Source organism: Duganella sacchari, assembly GCF_900143065.1.
Classification (GTDB): Bacteria; Pseudomonadota; Gammaproteobacteria; order Burkholderiales; family Burkholderiaceae_D; genus Rugamonas; species Rugamonas sacchari.
In genome coordinates, this window is sequence record NZ_FRCX01000005.1 from 123,221 (window position 1) to 141,717 (window position 18,497).

At 61.7% G+C, this 18,497-nt stretch carries 9 protein-coding genes; 3 read left to right on the forward strand and 6 right to left on the reverse strand.

Translation table 11 applies throughout. The features are described from left to right. Positions 1 to 220: 220 nt before the first annotated feature. The 4 genes from aroG to BUA36_RS12150 form a co-directional block, all read right to left on the reverse strand. Positions 221 to 1,300 carry a 3-deoxy-7-phosphoheptulonate synthase AroG gene (aroG, locus tag BUA36_RS12135; RefSeq protein ID WP_072784815.1) on the reverse strand — a complete coding sequence of 360 codons (1,080 nt, stop codon included), beginning with the start codon at positions 1,298 to 1,300 and terminating at the stop codon, positions 221 to 223. Positions 1,301 to 1,577: 277 nt separating this feature from the next. Then, on the reverse strand, positions 1,578 to 3,038 hold the full coding sequence (gene tldD, locus BUA36_RS12140) for a metalloprotease TldD (RefSeq protein ID WP_072784816.1): 1,461 nt from the start codon (positions 3,036 to 3,038) through the stop codon (positions 1,578 to 1,580). 42 nt (positions 3,039 to 3,080) lie between these two features. Then, positions 3,081 to 3,878, reverse strand: a complete 798-nt coding sequence (locus tag BUA36_RS12145; protein WP_072784817.1) for a carbon-nitrogen hydrolase family protein — start codon at positions 3,876 to 3,878, stop codon at positions 3,081 to 3,083. Further along, the gene (locus tag BUA36_RS12150) at positions 3,875 to 8,068 is read right to left on the reverse strand and encodes a YhdP family protein (protein WP_072784818.1); all 4,194 of its coding nucleotides are present in this window, start codon (positions 8,066 to 8,068) and stop codon (positions 3,875 to 3,877) included. The genes BUA36_RS12145 and BUA36_RS12150 overlap by 4 nt, the downstream gene beginning before the upstream one ends. 178 nt (positions 8,069 to 8,246) lie before the next feature. Here BUA36_RS12150 and glnE point away from each other — a divergent pair, with 178 nt between their 5' ends. From glnE to BUA36_RS12165, 3 genes are all read left to right on the forward strand, one after another. Further along, entirely contained in the window at positions 8,247 to 11,003 is a 2,757-nt protein-coding gene (glnE, locus tag BUA36_RS12155) for a bifunctional [glutamate--ammonia ligase]-adenylyl-L-tyrosine phosphorylase/[glutamate--ammonia-ligase] adenylyltransferase (RefSeq protein WP_072784819.1), read from the forward strand. Between the two features lie 57 nt (positions 11,004 to 11,060). Further along, positions 11,061 to 11,522, forward strand: a complete 462-nt coding sequence (locus BUA36_RS12160; protein WP_072784821.1) for a cache domain-containing protein — start codon at positions 11,061 to 11,063, stop codon at positions 11,520 to 11,522. Positions 11,523 to 12,052: 530 nt separating this feature from the next. Beyond that, the gene (locus BUA36_RS12165; protein WP_072784823.1) at positions 12,053 to 14,986 is read left to right on the forward strand and encodes a TonB-dependent receptor domain-containing protein; all 2,934 of its coding nucleotides are present in this window, start codon (positions 12,053 to 12,055) and stop codon (positions 14,984 to 14,986) included. A 453-nt stretch (positions 14,987 to 15,439) separates the two neighbouring features. On the opposite strand, the gene gap is transcribed toward BUA36_RS12165, so the two are convergent. Beyond that, the gene (gene gap, locus BUA36_RS12170; protein ID WP_072784825.1) at positions 15,440 to 16,450 is read right to left on the reverse strand and encodes a type I glyceraldehyde-3-phosphate dehydrogenase; all 1,011 of its coding nucleotides are present in this window, start codon (positions 16,448 to 16,450) and stop codon (positions 15,440 to 15,442) included. 48 nt (positions 16,451 to 16,498) lie between these two features. Further along, the gene (gene tkt, locus BUA36_RS12175) at positions 16,499 to 18,493 is read right to left on the reverse strand and encodes a transketolase (RefSeq protein ID WP_072784827.1); all 1,995 of its coding nucleotides are present in this window, start codon (positions 18,491 to 18,493) and stop codon (positions 16,499 to 16,501) included. Positions 18,494 to 18,497: the final 4 nt, after the last annotated feature.

Below are 18,497 nucleotides of genomic sequence, written 5' to 3' on the forward strand. Positions count from 1 at the left end.
ATCCAACGCCCTGAGCTGGATAAGCTGGAACGCGGGAATTCTTTAAATTTGGGGAATTACATCAGGAAGGTGAGCAACGGCACCGGCCATGGTTAATATAAAAACATGCCAGTAAATTAACTGTCAACCGTACATATGTAACGATTGGCGTACGTACAACAACCTTGCTAGTCAAACGCAAAAAAAAACGGCCCCAATTTGCCATTGGGGCCGCAGAGGCTTATTTGGAAGCGCTTTCAGCAGCTTGCGTGGCAAGCCGCCGCTGGCGCACGGCGGCAGCCAGGCCTTGCAGCACTTGCACGCTGCTGTCCCAGTCGATGCAGCCATCGGTGACCGACTGGCCGTAGGTCAGTTCCTTGCCTGGCACCAGGTCCTGGCGGCCGCCGACCAGGTGCGACTCCACCATCACGCCAACGATGCGGTTGTCGCCGCCCGCCACCTGGCCGGCGATGTCGGCGCACACCGGGATCTGGTTTTCCGGCTTCTTCGAGCTGTTGGCGTGCGAGGCGTCGATCATCAGGCGCGGCGCCAGGCCTTGGGCCGCGATCGCCTTGCAGGCCTCGTCGACGCTGGCCGCATCGTAGTTCGGCGTTTTGCCGCCGCGCAGGATGATGTGGCAGTCTTCATTGCCATTGGTCGAGACGATGGCCGAATGGCCGCCCTTGGTCACCGACAGGAAGTGGTGCGGCTGCGACGCGGCCTTGATCGCATCGACCGCAATGCGCGTGTTGCCATCGGTGCCGTTCTTGAAGCCAACCGGGCAGGACAGGCCAGACGCCAGCTCGCGGTGCACCTGCGACTCGGTAGTGCGGGCGCCAATCGCGCCCCAGGAAATCAGGTCGGCAATGTACTGCGGGCTGATCACGTCGAGGTACTCGGTGCCGGCCGGCAGGCCCAGTTCGTTGATGTCGCGCAGCAGTTCGCGCGCCATGCGCAGGCCGTCGTTGATGCGGAAGCTGCTGTCCATGTAGGGGTCGTTGATGAGGCCCTTCCAGCCCACCGTGGTGCGCGGTTTCTCGAAGTAGACGCGCATCACGATTTCCAGGTCGCCCGCCAGCGCCTGGCGCAGCGGCGCCAGGCGGCGCGCGTATTCCATGGCCGCTTTCGGGTCGTGGATCGAGCACGGGCCGATCACCACCATCAGACGGTCATCCTGGCCGTGCAGGATGCGGTGCAACGCGATACGCGCATTGGCGGCCGTCTGCTCAGCCGCTTCCGTGCACGCATATTCGCGGATCAGGTGGGACGGTGGCGTCAGTTCCTTCATCTCGCGGATGCGCAAATCATCGGTACGGGGCATTGCTGTTCTCCAAGTGATCTAAAAAAATCGGGGTAAAAAAAAACCGCCTCATCGGGAGGCGGTTTTTTGGGATTCTGCTGGGACTCGTTTTTGCTTCTACGTGCACCGGCCGCTACTCCACCGCCTTTGGGTTGGAAAGCTAAAGTAAAACCAGCCGGTAAAGAAGAATTTGGTCATGGATTGACTATAACGCCATAGTTCGCGCCTTGGCAAGCAATTTTTTTCGGCCAGAATGCCTTCCCACAAAACTTTACCCCCGGCGCTGGGGGCAAAAAAATCAGGCGGTGCCGCCGACGGTAACCCCGTCGATACGCAAAGTCGGCTGGCCCACGCCCACCGGCACGCTCTGGCCTTCCTTGCCGCACACGCCCACGCCCGGGTCGAGCTTCATGTCGTTGCCGATCATGGAGACGCGGTTCAGCACTTCCGGACCATTGCCAATCAGCGTCGCGCCTTTGACCGGATAGGTGATCTTGCCATTCTCGATCATGTACGCCTCGCTGGCCGAGAACACGAATTTGCCATTGGTGATGTCCACCTGGCCACCGCCGAAGTTGACTGCATACAGGCCGTTCTTCACCGATGCCAGGATCTCGCCCGGATCCTTGTCGCCGCCCAGCATGTAGGTGTTGGTCATGCGCGGCATCGGCAGGTGCGCAAACGATTCGCGGCGCGCATTGCCGGTCACCGGCATCTTCATCAGGCGCGCGTTCATGGTGTCCTGGATGTAGCCCTTGAGGATGCCGTCTTCAATCAGCGTGGTGCACTGGGTCGGATTGCCCTCGTCGTCGATATTCAGCGAACCACGGCGGTCGGCCAGCGTGCCATCGTCCACCACGGTCACGCCTTTGGCGGCCACGCGGTCGCCGATGCGGCCGGCGAAGGTCGACGAGCCTTTGCGGTTGAAGTCGCCCTCAAGGCCGTGGCCGATCGCTTCGTGCAGCAGGATGCCTGGCCAGCCAGGGCCCAGCACCACGGTCATCGGCCCTGCCGGCGCCGGCCGCGCATCCAGGTTCACCACGGCCGACTTGACGGCCTCGGTGGCGTACTGGTCCAGCAGCGCATCGCTGAAGTAGCCGTAGTCGTAACGGCCACCGCCGCCCGCCGAGCCCACTTCGCGGCGGCCGTTCTGTTCGACAATCACGGTCAGCGAGACGCGCACCAGCGGACGGATATCCGCAGCCAGCACGCCATCGCTGCGCACCACCAGCACCACGTCGTACTCGCCGGCCAGGCTGGCCATGACTTGCACCACGCGCGGGTCTTTGGCACGCGCCATCTTTTCAATGCGCTCCAGCAGCTTGACCTTGGCGGTGGCGTCCAGCGATACCAGCGGGTCATGCGGCAGGTACAGCGAACGGCCGCCCACATGGTTCATCGAACCGGCGACCTTGATCTTGCCTGCGCCAACGCGGGCGATGGTGCGGGTAGCGGCAGCGGCATCCAGCAGCGCTGCTTCGGAGATTTCATCCGAGTACGAGAAGGCGGTCTTGTCGCCCGACACGGCACGCACGCCGACGCCTTGGTCGATAGAAAAACTACCGGTCTTGACGATGCCTTCTTCCAGGCTCCAGCCCTCGTTTTTAGTGAATTGGAAATACAAGTCGGCATAGTCGACTTTGTGGGTGAACATGCTGCCCAGCGTCTTGAGCAGCTTGCCCTCGTCCAGCCCGAACGGCGTCAGCAGGATATCGCGCGCAACGGCCAGGGAGGACAGGTTCGGTTCAAATGGCTTCATGGTGATGCTTTCTGTTAGGTGTTACCGCAATTGTAGTGGATATCACATGGTGCGGTGTTTCAGTGCCGGCAAGCTCTCGCGCACGCCGTCCATATAGGCCAGGTCGATCTCGCCGCGCACCACGCCCTCGCCCTCGGGCAAGACGGCCTTGACCGCGCCCCATGGGTCGATCAGCATGCTGTGGCCCCAGGTACGGCGGCCATTCGGATGGATGCCGCCCTGCGCCGCCGCCAGCACATAGCACTGGTTTTCAATCGCGCGCGCGCGCAGCAGGATTTCCCAGTGCGCCATGCCGGTGGTGTAGGTGAAGGCGGCCGGCAACACAATCAAGGCCACCGGCCCCATGGCGCGGAACAATTCCGGGAAGCGCAGGTCGTAGCACACCGACAGGCCGACCTTGCCGAACGGCGCGTCAAACACGCCCACATGCTGGCCTGGCACGATGGTCTTCGATTCATTGTACGACTCCGTGCCCTTGGTGAAGCCGAACAGGTGGATCTTGTCGTAGCGGCCCACATGCTCGCCCTGCGGGTTGTACACCAGCGTGGTATTGATGACTTTCTCAGCATCCTCCGAGGCCAGCGGCAAGGTGCCGCCGATCAGCCAGATCTTGAGTTCGCGCGCCAGGCTGGACATGAAGTCCTGGATCGGTCCGCTGCCGAGCGGCTCGGCCACCTTGACCTTGTCGCTGTCGTTCAGGCCCATGATGGCCCAGTACTCCGGCAGCAGCACCAACTGGGCGCCGTCCTGCACGGCCTGGCTCACCAGCCGGCGCGCGGTGGCAAGGTTGTCGCTCACCGACGGCGACGAAATCATTTGTATGGCGGCTACGGTATTCATGGCGCTCCTTTGGGCGGAAGGTCTGCTTTGGCGGCGTCGAGCTTGGTGACCACCGGCGCTTTCCAGGGGCCGGTCACCTGCATATGATAGGTCAGTGCTTTCATGACTGGCGCACTCAGGAACAGCTGCGCCAGGAAACTGCCCAGGCCGATCACGGGATTGACCGCCAGCGCATACACCAGCGGCGCCGTGCCCAGGTTCACTTCCGGGATCACCACCACGTGCAGATTGGTGGTTTCATTGGCAATGTCGGCGCTGCCGTCCATGAGCACGGTGGCGGCGACGCCATGCATTTTGAGGTTGTCGGTCTTGGCAATGCCGTGGTTGATGCTGGCGTTGGCGCTAATGCCGTCAAACGCCAGGCCTTCCGAAAACACGTCGTGGAAGTCCAGCTTGAGCAGGCGCGGCAAGGCTTGCAGGCTCAGCACGCCGAGCAGCTTGGCGGCGCCCGGGTCCTGCTTGAGGAACTGGCCTTTCTCGACATTCATGGTGATCTGGCCGGACAGGCTCGGCAGGTCCAGCGCGTACGGCAAGCCCTTCCAGGCGATGTCGCCGTTGAGCGAGCCCTTGCCACCCTTGAGCGTATCGGCAAAGCCAAAGCGGTCCAGCAGCTTGCCGGCGTCGTTGATGGCCAGATTGAAATTCAGACTGGTGTTGTGCGTGCCATCCTTGCTGATCCACTTGCCGGTGCCGGTCAGCTCGCCGTCCGGATTGGCCAGCGACAGTTTGCTCACGCGCCATTCACGCGTATTCGGCAGCAGCGCATTATTGGCTTGCAGTTCCAGACGGCCCAGCTGTTTGTTGAACAGTTCAAAACGGTCCACCACCACGTCCAGCGCCGGGATGGTGGCCGCTGCGCTCTTGCCATCCAGCAGGTCCTGCACTTCGTTTGAGGCCGACTCCGGGATCACCAGCGATGACAAACGGGCCGTCACCTTGCCCAGCCCGGCGCCGGTGGACGGCTCGGACCACGTCAGGTAGCCGCTGGCCTGGGTGGAATCGATATTCGCCTGCCAGATGGATTTCTGATGCGTCACGCCGATCACCACGTTTTCCAGCTTGCGGTCGCCGATCACCAGCTCGCTGGCACGCGCGGCCACCGCGTCCGGGATCACATACTGCGTGATGTCGGTGGCGTCCGTTGCAGCCGCTGCCGGCGCCGCCGGGGCGCCCTTGCCGCCGATCAGGTCGCCAAAGTCCAGCCAGTGATCAACATTGAGTTCACGCAGATTGATGTTGAAGGTCAGGCCGCTGTCCGGTTCGGGCGCGGGCGCATTCACGCCGATGCCGCCACGCACCAGTTTCCAGTGCTGCTTGGGCAGCTTCTGGCGCTGGTAGCGCACCGCGATGTTGCTGCCCAGCCCAATGCGGATATCGTCATGCAGCAGGCCGGCGCCGTCCGGCGTCAGGCCGCTGGCCAGCACGAAGTGCAGCGGCATGTTGTCGGTCTGGGTTTTCTTGACCGGCGCGGGCAGGTCCAGGCCCAGGCCGGTCAGGCTGGAATCCACCGCCACCACCACCTGATGGTCGCGCACCGTCACCGTGCCGCTGTAGCGCGTGCTGCCCGAGAAGTGGTCCGCCAGGCGCTGCATGGCCGGCATCGGATACGCCTGGCGGAAGCCGTCGGCCGTCATCAGGCCGCCCAGCTTGACGATGATAGCGTTGTCCTTCTGGCTGCCGCCGGTGATCGACACCGGACCGCCGAGGAAGTTGCCGCTCAGTTGGTTCAGGTTGACGCCGCGTTCGTTGAATTCAATCTTGCCCTGCGACGACTGCACCACCGGCAGGTCGCTCATCAGCGTGATGTCGTTGTTGGCCAGCTGCAGCGTGCCCTGCACCTTGGTATCGATCGCGTGCGCCAGCGGGATGCGCAGGCTCAGCGCCAGTTTGGCATTGCCGCTGGCCTGGGTTTCATCGGTGAAGTGCGAGATCCATTCCAGCACCGGGCTGTTGGCCACGTACTTGAGGAACTCCTGCATCGGCCCGGCCGCATTGCCATCGATTTCCAGCATCGAATCGTGGATGCCGAGGTCGGGAATCACCGCCTTCACATTGCTCAGCGCAACGCCGCCCGTGGTGGCGGTATCGCCGCGGATTTCCATGCGCGCGCCCTCGAACACAAAGCTGCCCTTGATGTGCTCGGCTTGTGGCCACAGCGGCAGCGGCTTGCCATCCTTGCCCAGTTCCTTGCCATCGAGATGGTAGTGACCCGGCTCGTAGTTGAGCTTGCCTTCGGTGAGCTTGCCGGCCACGCGGAATTCGCCGCGCGCCTTGTCGGCATTGCTGTCGCCGTGGAACGGGAAGTGCGTCAGGTCGCCGCGCAGGCGCAGCGCAACGTCGGTCGCCACGCCGCCTTCGAGCGCGCCGGTCAGCCAGTGGCGCAGGTCGTGTGGCGTCTGCACCGGCAGGTAGCGGCCGATGCGGTTCAGCTGGAAGCCGGTCAGCGTGCCGCTGAGGTCGGCCTTGCCCGGTCCCTTGCCCGCCAGCGGGATGGTGTGCGTGCCCTGCAGCGTGCCGCGCAAGCCCTCCTGCTCGAAGTCCATGGCGTCGATCTGGAACAGCAGCTGGTTGTCCGCTTCAAACGACCAGCGCGCCTTGAGGTTCAGATGGTCGAACGGCATCGAGGCTTGGTCGAAGTAGTCCGGCATTTGCAGCACCAGCTGCTGCGAGTTGAGCTGGAAGCTGCCGCCTTTTTCGGTGGCGTCGATCGCACCGCTCAGGTTGTCGAAGCCGGGCAGCGCCGGCATGCCGGCAATGGCTGGCGTCTTGCCATTTTTCGCTTGCGCCGGGCGTGGCGGCTGCGGTTTCAGGCCCAGTCCAACCAGGTCACCCTTGACGCGGTAGGTCTGCAAGGCCGGGAACGCGCCCTGCCATTCGGCGGAAAAATTTTGCAACAATCCACGCGGCGCGAAGCTGGCCACCAGCTTGTGCTGATGCTCATTGAGCGGCAGGCGCTCGGCCAGACCGGCCAGCGTTTGCAGGTCCAGCTGGCGCGCGCGCACTTCCACGCGCTCCGGCCTGGCGCCAGCCGCGGCCACATAGCTTTCCGACAGCGAGGTGGGCGCCATCACCAGGCCATCGCGCGTGGTCAGGGTCAGATTATTGAGTTCGATGCTGTGGGCCAGTGCACCAAATGCTGGCGTCACTGCGCCCTTGCGCGCCAGCGGCGGGCGGAGGTCTTCACGTGCAGCAATGCGGCCGCTCATTTGCTGCAAGTCCAGCAGCGGCAATTCCTTGCCCAGCACAGCGGTGATGTTGCTCAGGCCAACGTCGGCGGTAAAGCTGGTCAGGCGCGACTGGTCCACGCCCACCCACGCGCGCAGCGAACCGGTGCCGCTGCTCAGGTCAAACGGGTAATCGACCCACGCTTTCCACGCCAGCAAATCGGTATTGCGGATGTCGGCATAGACTTCGCCCTTCCACATCGAGACATTGGAGGTGCGCGCGCCAAAAGCTGGGTGGGTAAAATCGGCACGCAGGTCCAGCGGCGCCGACAGCGCGGCCGGCGGCGTCGCGTGGACCGCGAACTGGTGGTGCAGCCACTGGTTGCGCAGCACCACGGCCACATTGTCCAGCACCAGCGGTGGCGCGGCGCGCTGACGGTCGGTCCATTGCAGCCGGCCTTCGCGGATCACGATGTCGCGCTGCAGCAGCAGCCAGTCCAGGCCCTTGCCGTCGCTGGGCCGGTTGAGGTCGAGGTAGATGCCTGCCACGTACAGCTTGCCATCGGCTTCGCGCACGATGTCCAGTTCCGGACGCGTCAGTTCCAGCGCGTGGAAGCGCAGATTGGCAGAAACCAGCGTCCACCACGACAGCGTGGCCGACACGCTCGGCAAGCTCAGCGCCGGGCGGCCGCGCTGGTCGTGCAGCACCACATCGCCCAGGAACAGACTGGGGCGGAAGCCGTTCCAGGAGGCATAAACACGGGAAATGGTGACGGGATTGCCGACCGCGCGGCTGGCCGCCTGCTCGATATCGCCCTTGTAGTGGTCGATATTCGGCAGCACCGCATAACGCAGCGCCAGGAACAGGATGGTGAAAGCGAAATACAACACCAGCGCCAGCTTCAAGGTGAAGCCCAGCACGTGATGGGTGGCCAGGTTGCAGATACGGTAGGCGGCACGAAGCCGATGCCAGCGCGCGGCCAATGGCCCCTCGCCTGTCACGGTCTCCTCCTCTGGTTTTTGCATCAATACGCTAATAAATCAGGCCATGCGGTAAATAAATCGCTAAACTCGGTTTTCAAGCTTTTATGCCTGCGCAGCAATTCTACCCCATCCCCCCGCTGAAACCGCGCCCCGGAGGGGGAGAAATGCGCCGGATTACCATGCTTTACACGCCGTTACCAATAGAGGAAACATCCCGCGCATGAGTTCACCGTCTGTCTCCCGTTTTTATCAGCGCTGGCTGGCTGCCGCTCCCGACCGCGCCGCCAAAACTGATGAATTGGCGCAATTATCGCTTGCCCAGATCAATCTTGCTGACTTTTTAGCCAAAGAAGCCCAGGCCGTTCCCGCAGGCGCCCCGCCACTGCCGCTGATGCGCGCCATGCGCCGGCTGCGCAACCTGCTGGTGTGCACCCTGATCCGGCGCGACCTTGAGGGCAAGGCCAACCTGGCCGAGGTGGTGGAAGCCATGACGCGCTTTGCTGATTTTGCCATTCAGCAACACATGGCCGAACTGCAAGCGGAACTGGTGGCCGCACACGGCCAGCCGATCGGCCGCGATTCCGGCCTGCCACAGGAAATGATCGTGCTGGCCATGGGCAAGCAAGGCGGCGGCGAACTTAATGTCTCGTCCGACATTGACCTGATCTTTGTCTACCCGGAGGACGGCGACACAGCGGCCGGCCCGGGCCAGCGCAGCCTGTCCAACCACGAATTTTTTGTGCGCCTGGGCAAGAAGCTGATTGCCGCGCTGGCCGAAATCACCGAAGACGGCTACACCTTCCGGGTTGACATGGCGCTGCGGCCCAACGGCGGCTCCGGCCCGCTGGCGGCCAGCCTGGGCATGGTGGAACGCTATCTCATCGTCCAGGGCCGCGAGTGGGAGCGCTATGCCTGGGTCAAGGCGCGCGCCGTCACCGGCCGCGCCGAGGACATTGCCGCGCTCGACGCCATCGTGCGGCCGTTCTGCTTCCGCCGCTACCTGGACTTTGGCGTGATCGACGCCATCCGCAATATGCATGCGCAGATCCGTGCCGAGGTAAACCGCCAGGAGCGGCTGCACCCGGACCGCAGCAACAACGTCAAGCTGGGCCGCGGCGGCATCCGCGAGATCGAGTTCCTGGCCCAGGTATTTCAGCTGATACGCGGAGGCCGCGACGCCGCGCTGCGCGACCGTTCGACGCGCACCACGCTGCGCATCATTGCCGAGAAAGGCTTGTTAAGCCACGCCATCGTCTACCAGCTGCTGGCTTCCTACACCTTCCTGCGCAACCTCGAACACCGCCTGCAATACCTGGACGATGCCCAGACCCACACCCTGCCCGCCAACGACACTGACCGCCAGACCGTCGCTGAAATGATGGGTCTGCCTGATGTGGCCACCCTGCTGAGCCAGCTCGAAGCGCACCGCCATTTCGTTGCCGGCCAGTTTGACGAGATGTTCTCGGACAAGACCGAAACCAGCGACAACGATATCGAACTACAGTCGAGCAATGAATGCGCCGATCCCGACAACCGCGAAGTCATGGTGGCGCGCTTCCATGCGCTGGGCTTTGACGATCCGGAAGCGGCCACCAAGCGCCTGATCGCCACGTGGCAGGCGCCACGCCTGCAATCCATGCCGGAAGCCAGCCGCAACCGGCTGCAAGGTCTGATCAACACGGCATTGCCGCTGATCGTGCAGGCGGCACAGGAGTCCAGTGGCGGCAGCCAGCTGGCCACCTTGGGCCGGCTGCTGGATTTCCTGGAAGCGATCGCACGGCGCTCGGCCTACCTGTCGCTGCTGACCGAATACCCGCACACGCTGGCGCGCGTGATCCGCATGGTGCATGCGAGCGGCTGGGCGGCGCAGTTCCTGAGCCAGCATCCGATCCTGCTCGATGAGCTGCTCGACGACCGCATCCGCAACGCCGTGTTCGACCCGGTGGCGCTGGCCGCTGACATCGACACCCAGCTGGCGGCCGCGCCCGGCGACACCGAGCGCCAGATGGATATTCTGCGGGAAATCCACCATGCCCAGCTGTTCCACCTGCTGGCCCAGGACTTGGCCGGCGACCTCACCGTGGAAAAACTGGCCGACTACCTGTCGGCGCTGGCCGACACCATCGTCGCCGCCACCATCAAGGCGGTGTGGCAGACCGTGGCCACGCGCCACCGCGACGTGCCGCTGTTCACGGTGATCGCCTATGGCAAGCTGGGCGGCAAAGAGCTGGGCTATGTGTCCGACCTCGACGTAATTTTCCTGTACGACGATGCCGACCAGGATGCGCCGGCCCAGTACGCCAAGCTGGCGCAGCGCTTCATCACCTGGATGACCTCGCACACCTCGGCCGGCATCCTGTTTGACATCGACACCGCGCTGCGCCCGGACGGCGCCAGCGGCATGCTGGTGTCGAGTGTCGCCTCGTTTGAGAAGTACCAGAGCAATTCCGCCTGGGTCTGGGAACACCAGGCACTCACGCGCGCGCGCTACTGCGCGGGCGACACCGCCATCGGCCAGCGCTTCGAACAGATCCGCGAGGCGGTGCTGCGCAAGGAACGGCCGGCCGATGGTCCGCTCAAGCAGGAGGTGCTGGCCATGCGCCAACGCATGTACGACGCCAAGCCCAACCACAGCGCCCTGTTTGACCTGAAGCAGGACCCGGGCGGCATGATCGACATTGAATTCATCGTGCAGTTCCTGGTGCTGCAGCACGCGGCGGCCTATCCTGAACTCACCGCCAATTTCGGCAATATCGCGCTGCTGCGCATGTGCGGCGAACTGGGCCTGATCGACGCCGGTCTGGCCGCCAGGGTGGCCGATGCCTACCGCCAATACCGCAAGCTGCAGCACCAGCTGCGCCTGCAAGGCCAGGACCTGGCGCGTATCGCGCCCGAGCTGGTGGAACAGCACGCGGCCCAGGTATCCGCGCTATGGCAAGCCATCTTCGGCGTCAATGTTGCCGATCAACAACAATAACTTTTTCAAAAGGTGCAATACTTCAGGAAGCAGTTTCATCACATAAAGGAGATCGATATGAGAGCACTTTTCGGCGCCTCTGCTTTGGCGTTCAGCTGCATGATCCTGTCCGGCCCCGCGCTGGCGGCCGACCGCGGAACTGCGGACGAGGCCGTCGCCATGGTCAAGAAGGCGGTGGCCATGGTCAAGTCGGACGGCAAGGAGAAGACCTTCGCCGCCATCTCGGACCCGGCCAACCCCACCTTCCATGATCGCGACCTGTATATATATGTGTATGACCTGAATGGCGTGGCTTTAGCGCACGGTAATAATCCTAAAATGGTCGGCAAGCCTTTAATCGGTTTAAAAGATAATGAAGGCAAGGCCATGATTAAGGAAATGGTGGATACCGCCAAAAATAAAGGAAAGGGCTGGGTCGATTTTAAATGGCCTAATCCAGTGACTAAAGCGGTTGAATCCAAATCGGGTTATGTCGAGCGTGTCGATGACTTCCTGATCGGTTCCGGCATTTACAAGTAAGCATCTGCGTCCGCCCCCGCCTGGTCCGTCCGGACCGGGCCTTCCCCCTGTGTTTACAGCGCCCTAGGCTGGTGCAGTCCCGAGTAAAATACGACGATTTTTAGCATAAACCCGCTAAAAATTAGCAGTTCACCGTATTTCACATGGGTTATATCCGACATTTTTTAAGAATCGCCCTTACGTAATTCGCGTAGGTTTTTCCCGCCCTTTCTCATGCCCCAATACGCTGAATACGTCTATACAGGTGGGTGCACCCAGCGCACTATTTCAGGTTTCAATCAGATAAGGCATTTCCCGGTTATTACGGGGCTTGATTAACTTCGCCTTAGTTAATCCAGGTTTATTTCCATATGCCAAATCGAAACAATTTGTTACAACAGTGGTACTGTTGCTTTTTTGCGAATAGCTGCTTTTTTACGGCCTTTTACGTTTACAACATGCCTGCGAACTCGTTAAAGTTGACCAGTTAAACTTAAACTTTAACAAAAAAATAACGGAGAGTTGTTTCAATACACCTAAGGAGTTCCGCAATGATGAAGGAAACAGTGTTGTCCCGTTCCGTACGCATGATCTGCGTAGTCGGCATGGCGATGAGCGCACAAGCAGCATTTGCCCAGGAAGCTGCACCGGCGGAAGCCGTACAGAAAGTCCAGATTACCGGTTCGCGCATTGCTTCGCCAGGCGCCGAATCGCCATCGCCACTGCAGATTCTGAGCTCGGCTGACATCGCCGCCTCCGGCGCCGTCAACCTGCAAGATCTGCTGCAGAAAAACCCGACCATGGGTACCCCAAGCCTGAGCCGTACCAACTCGAACTTCCTGACTTCGGGTGGCGGTGTATCGACCGTCAACCTGCGTAACCTGGGTGACTCGCGTACCCTGGTGCTGGTCAATGGCCGTCGCTTTGTGTCTGGCGTGCCAGGCAGCAGCGCAGTCGACCTGAACACCATTCCAACCGACTTCATCGAACGCGTTGAACTGCTGACCGGTGGCGCCTCCGCAACCTACGGTTCGGACGCAGTGGCCGGTGTGGTCAACATCATCCTGAAGAAAAACTTCGAAGGCGTGCTGCTGGATGCCCAGGGCGGCCGCAGCAGCGAAGGCGACGACAACAAGCGCAAGATCGCGCTGACCTTCGGTACCAGCAGCGCCGACGGCGCCAGCAACATCATGGGCCACTTCGGCTACTCGAAGCAGGGTCCGGTGTTCTCGCGCGACCGCGATGCTTCGGCGCTCGACCAGACTTCGGCCATCGTCAAAGGCCGTCCTGACCTGGCCTTCGTGGCCAAGAGCCCGAACTACTCGGGCTACGCGCCACAAGGCCACTTCTACAGCGACGCGAGCGACTTTACCTACGATAAGAACGGTAACGTCATTCCTTGGAACCAAAACGGCACCAACGGCGGCGCCGCGACCGGTTACAACCGCTCGGCCCTGCGTACCATCGCTGTCCCGACCGAACGCTATCTGTTCTCGCTGAACGGTACCCGCGCGCTGAACGAAAACCACAGCGCCTTCTTTGAAGGTACTTACGCGCAGACCAAGGTGTCGACCAATATCGAGTCCTTCCCGCTGGGTTCGGACCAGATCTACAAAGGTACGGGCGGCCAGGTGCCTGCAGGCGCCATCGTCAACGGCAAGCTGGTGAAAAACCCGCTGGTGCCGCAATACCTGTGGGACCGCATCAGCGACAACGACGGCGACGGTATTCCTGACTACTTCTTCACCCGCCGCCTGTCGGAATTCGGCCCACGCCACTCCGACGCGGACCGCAGCACCTTCCGTCTGGCCACCGGCCTGAAAGGCACGCTGCCATTCACCAAAGAATGGAACTACGAGACTTACATCTCGTACGGCAAAACCAAGGAAGCGCAAAGCTCGACCGGCCAGGTCAACATTCCTAACCTGCGCTACGCGCTGGATGCCGTGCCTGACGCCAGTGGCAAACCAGTCTGCCGTGACGCCAACGCCGCAGCAGAAGGTTGCGTACCAATCAACATCTTTGGCTACAACACCATCTCGCCCGATGCACTGAAATACGTGACCGCACCTGGCTCGCTGCAAACTGCCGTGACCCAGAAGCTGGCCGGCGCTTCGATCAACGGTGAGCTGTTCGACCTGCCAGCCGGTAAAGTCGGCCTGGCTGCCGGTTTCGAATGGCGCAGCGAAGATTCGAGCTCCATCCCTGACCCGCTGACCCAGGCTGGCCTGAACGCTGGTAACGCGATTCCACCAACCTTCGGTAACTTCACCGTCCGTGAAGCGTTCGTTGAAACCCGCGTGCCTATCCTGAAGGATAAGCCGTTCGCCAAGGAACTGAGCTTCCTGGGTACCTTCCGCCATGGCGACTACTCGACCGTGGGTAGCACCAACAGCTGGAATGCTGGTGGTGAGTGGGCGGTGACCTCGGACTTCAAGATCCGCGGTACCCGTGCCCAGTCGACCCGTGCGCCGAACATCAACGAGCTGTACACCGCACCTAGCCAGGACTTCCCAACTGGCCTGGTTGACCCATGCGAAGGCGTGTCGTCGTCGGCCACTTCGGCCCTGGCCACCAACTGCAAAGCCGCACCAGGCGTCGCAGCGAATATGGCAGCCCACGGCGGCGTCTTCACGCTGGGCCAGGCGGATCAGCAAGGTATTAGCGGCTACAACAGCGGCAACCCGGGCCTGAAGGCAGAAAAAGGCCGTTCGACGACCATTGGTTTTGTTGTCACCCCACGTTCGATCCCGGTATTGAGCAAGTTCACCTTCACGGCGGACTACTTCAACATCAAGATTTCGGACGCCATCGTGTCGACCGACCGTCAGTATGCTCTGGACCAGTGCTACAACCAGAACAATCAGACCTTCTGCAAATTCATCACCCGCCGTCCTGCGCAAACGGGTAACCTGAGCGCCGGTTCTATCCAGTACAGCAACACCGCCGTCACCAACAGCGGTGGCACCGGCACCGAAGGTCTGGACTTGACCGCGTCGTGGGCTGACCGCGTCGGCCCTGGCCGTCTGAGCGCCCAGCTGTCGTACACCTATCTGCGTGAACTGTGGAATAAAGCCACGCCTGACGCAGAGCGCAATAACGACGTTGGCGAAGTCACCTCGGCGCAGATCAACGCGCCACGCAGCAAGGCTGTGCTGAACACCGCCTACAAATGGGGTAGCTTCGGCGCCACCTGGACCGCAACCTACACCGGCCCAGTGGCACTGGATGACCAGTTCCTGAAGAGCCTGAGCATTGCACCAGGCAGCGTGGGTGTTGGTTCCCGTACCTACAACGATTTCCAGTTCACCTATGACGTGAAGAAATCGGTACAGGTCTACCTGGGTATCAACAACGCGTTCAACGCCAAAGCGCCACCGATCATCAGTGGTCTGCCAGGCGACACCACCGGTACCGAGACCGACGCATCGACCTACGATCCGATCGGCCGCCGCTACTACCTGGGTCTGCGCGTTTCGCTGTAATCCTATGCCCCCCCTGCCCTTCGGGGCAGCGGCAACAGCCTGCCGGGTTTGCGCCCGGCAGGCTTTTTTTATTAGCGGCTCACAAACCAGTTGCGGATGCGCGTCGCCGGCAGGTCGTGCACTGTCCGCAAGACAGTGTCGTGCACGCCCGGCGCGGGCGTGCCGCAATGGAAACAGATCAGCGGACACCCCGGATCGGCCGCCAAGCGCACATGCAGGCAGTGATCGACGACTCGACAGAGGACACAATAAAGCCTTCCCAGAACGGGAGGCTAAGAATATGATTTGCCATGAGAGCGGTAGGTTGAGAAATATGTTTGGTCGCACAAACACAATAACTCTTCCTTACTGCTCTCTTGCGTTTACTGCAGGTTCATCCCGGACTTCCACGATGAACCATAAAAAAACCCGCCGCGGCTGGCGCCGGGGCGGGTTTTTTGACGAGGCCTGGAATTACTTGGCGTTCATCAGTGCCACGGTGGTGTCCAGCATGCGGTTCGAGAAGCCCCACTCGTTGTCATACCAAGACGATACTTTGACCAGGCGGCCCGAGACTTTGGTCAGGGTAGAGTCGAAGTTCGACGAGGCCGGGTTGTGGTTGAAGTCGACCGACACCAGCGGCTCGGTCTGGTAGGTCAGCACGCCTTGCAGCGGGCCTTCGGCAGCCGCCTTCATCAGCGCGTTGACTTCGTCCACGGTGGTGTCGCGCTTGGCGATGAACGACAGGTCAACGATCGATACGTTGATGGTCGGCACGCGGATCGCGTAGCCATCCAGCTTGCCGTTCAGCTCTGGCAGCACCAGGCCGACTGCGGCCGCAGCGCCGGTCTTGGTCGGGATCATCGACTGGGTGGCCGAACGGGCGCGACGCAGGTCTTCATGCATCACGTCGGTCAGCACCTGGTCGTTGGTGTAAGCGTGCACGGTGGTCATCAAGCCGTTTTCCAGGCCGATCGCATCGTTGAGCGGCTTGACCAGCGGCGCCAGGCAGTTGGTGGTGCACGAAGCGTTCGAGATCACGGTGTCCGACGCTTTGAGCACGCCGTGGTTGACGCCGTAGACGATAGTCGCGTCCACATCTTTGCCGCCTGGGGCCGAGATGATGACTTTCTTGGCGCCGCCTTTCAGGTGGGCCGAGGCTTTTTCCTTGGTGGTGAAGAAGCCGGTGCACTCCAGCACCACGTCCACGCCCAGGTCGCCCCATGGAATTTCAGCCGGGTTGCGCTGCGCGAACACGCGGATCACATCGCCGTTCACGATCATGTTGTCGCCGTCGACTTCCACGGTGCCAGGGAACTTGCCATGGGCGGTGTCGTAGCGGGTCAGGTGGGCGTTCGATTTGGCATCGCCCAGATCGTTGATTGCCACGATCTGGATGTCTTGTTTCTTGCCGCCTTCGTAGAAAGCGCGCAGCACATTACGGCCGATACGGCCATAGCCATTGATTGCAACTTTGATCGTCATACTTTGCTCCTGATTAAAAATATAGGTAATGCAACAAGCAATTATAGATTAAGCAATGACAGATTTGACTTTCGCCACCACGTTTTCTACCGTGAAGCCGAAGTGCTTGAACAGCACGCCTGCGGGAGCCGACTCACCGAAGGTATCGATGCCGACCACAGCGCCTTCCAGGCCAACGTACTTGTACCAGAAATCGGTGACGCCAGCTTCGATGGCCACGCGTGGTACGCCTTTGGTCAATACCGCCGCCTTGTAAGCAGCGTCCTGACGGTCAAATACATCGGTCGATGGCATCGACACCACGCGCGCCACGATGCCTTCCGCGGCCAGCGCCGAGGCAGCAGCCTGGGCCAGTTCGATTTCCGAACCGGTGGCGATCAGCGTGACTTTGGCGTCGGCCGCTTCGCGCAGCACATAGCCGCCGCGCTGGATGTCGGCGATCTGCGCCGCGCTGCGTTCCTGGTACGGCAGGTTCTGACGCGAGAAGATCAGCGTCGAAGGACCATCCTGACGCTTGACTGCCGCGCCCCAGGCCACCATCGATTCGGTGGTGTCGCATGGACGCCAGTTGTCCAGGTTAGGAATCAGGCGCAGCGACGAAACGTGTTCGACCGACTGGTGGGTCGGGCCGTCTTCGCCGAGGCCGATCGAGTCGTGGGTGAACACGAAGATCGAACGCTGTTTCATCAGCGCGGCCATGCGCAGCGCATTGCGGCTGTAGTCGGCGAAGGTCAGGAAGGTGGCGCCGAACGGGATGTAGCCGCCGTGCAGGGCAACGCCGTTCATGATCGCCGACATGCCGAACTCGCGCACGCCATAGTTGATGTGGTTGCCTGGCTGGCCGGAACGTACTGGGGTGATTTCCTTCCAGTTGGTCAGGTTGGAGCCGGTCAGGTCGGCCGAGCCGCCCAGGAATTCCGGCAGCACCGGCGCCAGTGCCTGGATGGCGTTCTGGCTGGCCTTGCGGGTGGCGATGTTTTCTTTCTTCTCGACCGTCGAGGCGATGCCGGCGGCCAGCGCCGCATCGAAATTGCCTGGCAGGTCGCCGGCCATGCGGCGGCTCAGTTCAGCGGCTTCAGCCGGGAACTTGGCGCTGTATTCCGCGAACTTGGCGGCCCAGTCGGCTTCCAGCTTGGCGCCGTTGGCTTTGCCATCCCAAGCGCTGTAGATGTCTGCCGGGATTTCAAATGGGGCGGCGCTCCAGCCGATGTATTCGCGTACCGCAGCGACTTCTTTTTCGCCCAGTGCGGCGCCGTGTACCTTGTCGCCGCCTTGCAGGTTAGGCGAGCCTTTGCCGATCACGGTTTTGCAGCAGATCAGGGTCGGCTTGCCGGCCTGCTTGGCGGCCGCGATGGCAGCCGAGACAGCAGCAACGTCGTGGCCGTCGACCGCGCGGATCACGTTCCAGCCATAGGCTTCAAAACGGGCCGGAGTGTCGTCGGTGAACCAGCCTTCGACTTTACCGTCGATCGAGATGCCGTTGTCGTCGTACAGCGCGATGAGTTTTTTCAGGCCCAGGGTGCCGGCCAGCGCGCACGCTTCGTGCGAGATGCCTTCCATCAGGCAGCCGTCGCCGACGAAGGCGTAGGTGTAGTGATCGACCACGTCCAGGCCTGGCTTGTTGAATTCGCTTGCGAGCAGCCATTCAGCCAGCGCCATGCCGACCGCGTTGGCGATACCCTGGCCCAGCGGACCGGTGGTGGTTTCCACGCCTGGGGTGTAACCGACTTCCGGGTGGCCCGGGGTCTTCGAATGCATCTGGCGGAAGGCCTTGATGTCATCCATGCTCACCGCATAGCCGCTCAGGTGCAGCAGCGCGTAGTGCAGCATGGAGCCGTGGCCGTTCGACAGCAGGAAGCGGTCGCGGTTTACCCATTTCGGATTGGCCGGGTTGTGGCTGTAATGGCCACTCCACAGCGCCACTGCGATTTCGGCCATGCCCATCGGCATGCCTGGGTGGCCGGAGTTGGCCTTCTGGACGGCGTCCATTGCCAGCGCGCGGATCGCGTTAGCCATTTGGGTGTGTGGGAGCGTAGAAGTCATCGTT

Excerpts from the sequence above, each read along its gene's own strand:
- aroG (WP_072784815.1), bottom strand. The coding sequence starts at position 1,300 with ATGCCCCGTACCGATGATTTGCGCATCCGCGAGATGAAGGAACTGACG.
- tldD (WP_072784816.1), bottom strand. The coding sequence starts at position 3,038 with ATGAAGCCATTTGAACCGAACCTGTCCTCCCTGGCCGTTGCGCGCGAT.
- BUA36_RS12145 (WP_072784817.1), bottom strand. The coding sequence starts at position 3,878 with ATGAATACCGTAGCCGCCATACAAATGATTTCGTCGCCGTCGGTGAGC.
- BUA36_RS12150 (WP_072784818.1), bottom strand. The coding sequence starts at position 8,068 with ATGCAAAAACCAGAGGAGGAGACCGTGACAGGCGAGGGGCCATTGGCC.
- glnE (WP_072784819.1), top strand. The coding sequence starts at position 8,247 with ATGAGTTCACCGTCTGTCTCCCGTTTTTATCAGCGCTGGCTGGCTGCC.
- BUA36_RS12160 (WP_072784821.1), top strand. The coding sequence starts at position 11,061 with ATGAGAGCACTTTTCGGCGCCTCTGCTTTGGCGTTCAGCTGCATGATC.
- BUA36_RS12165 (WP_072784823.1), top strand. The coding sequence starts at position 12,053 with ATGATGAAGGAAACAGTGTTGTCCCGTTCCGTACGCATGATCTGCGTA.
- gap (WP_072784825.1), bottom strand. The coding sequence starts at position 16,450 with ATGACGATCAAAGTTGCAATCAATGGCTATGGCCGTATCGGCCGTAAT.
- tkt (WP_072784827.1), bottom strand. The coding sequence starts at position 18,493 with ATGACTTCTACGCTCCCACACACCCAAATGGCTAACGCGATCCGCGCG.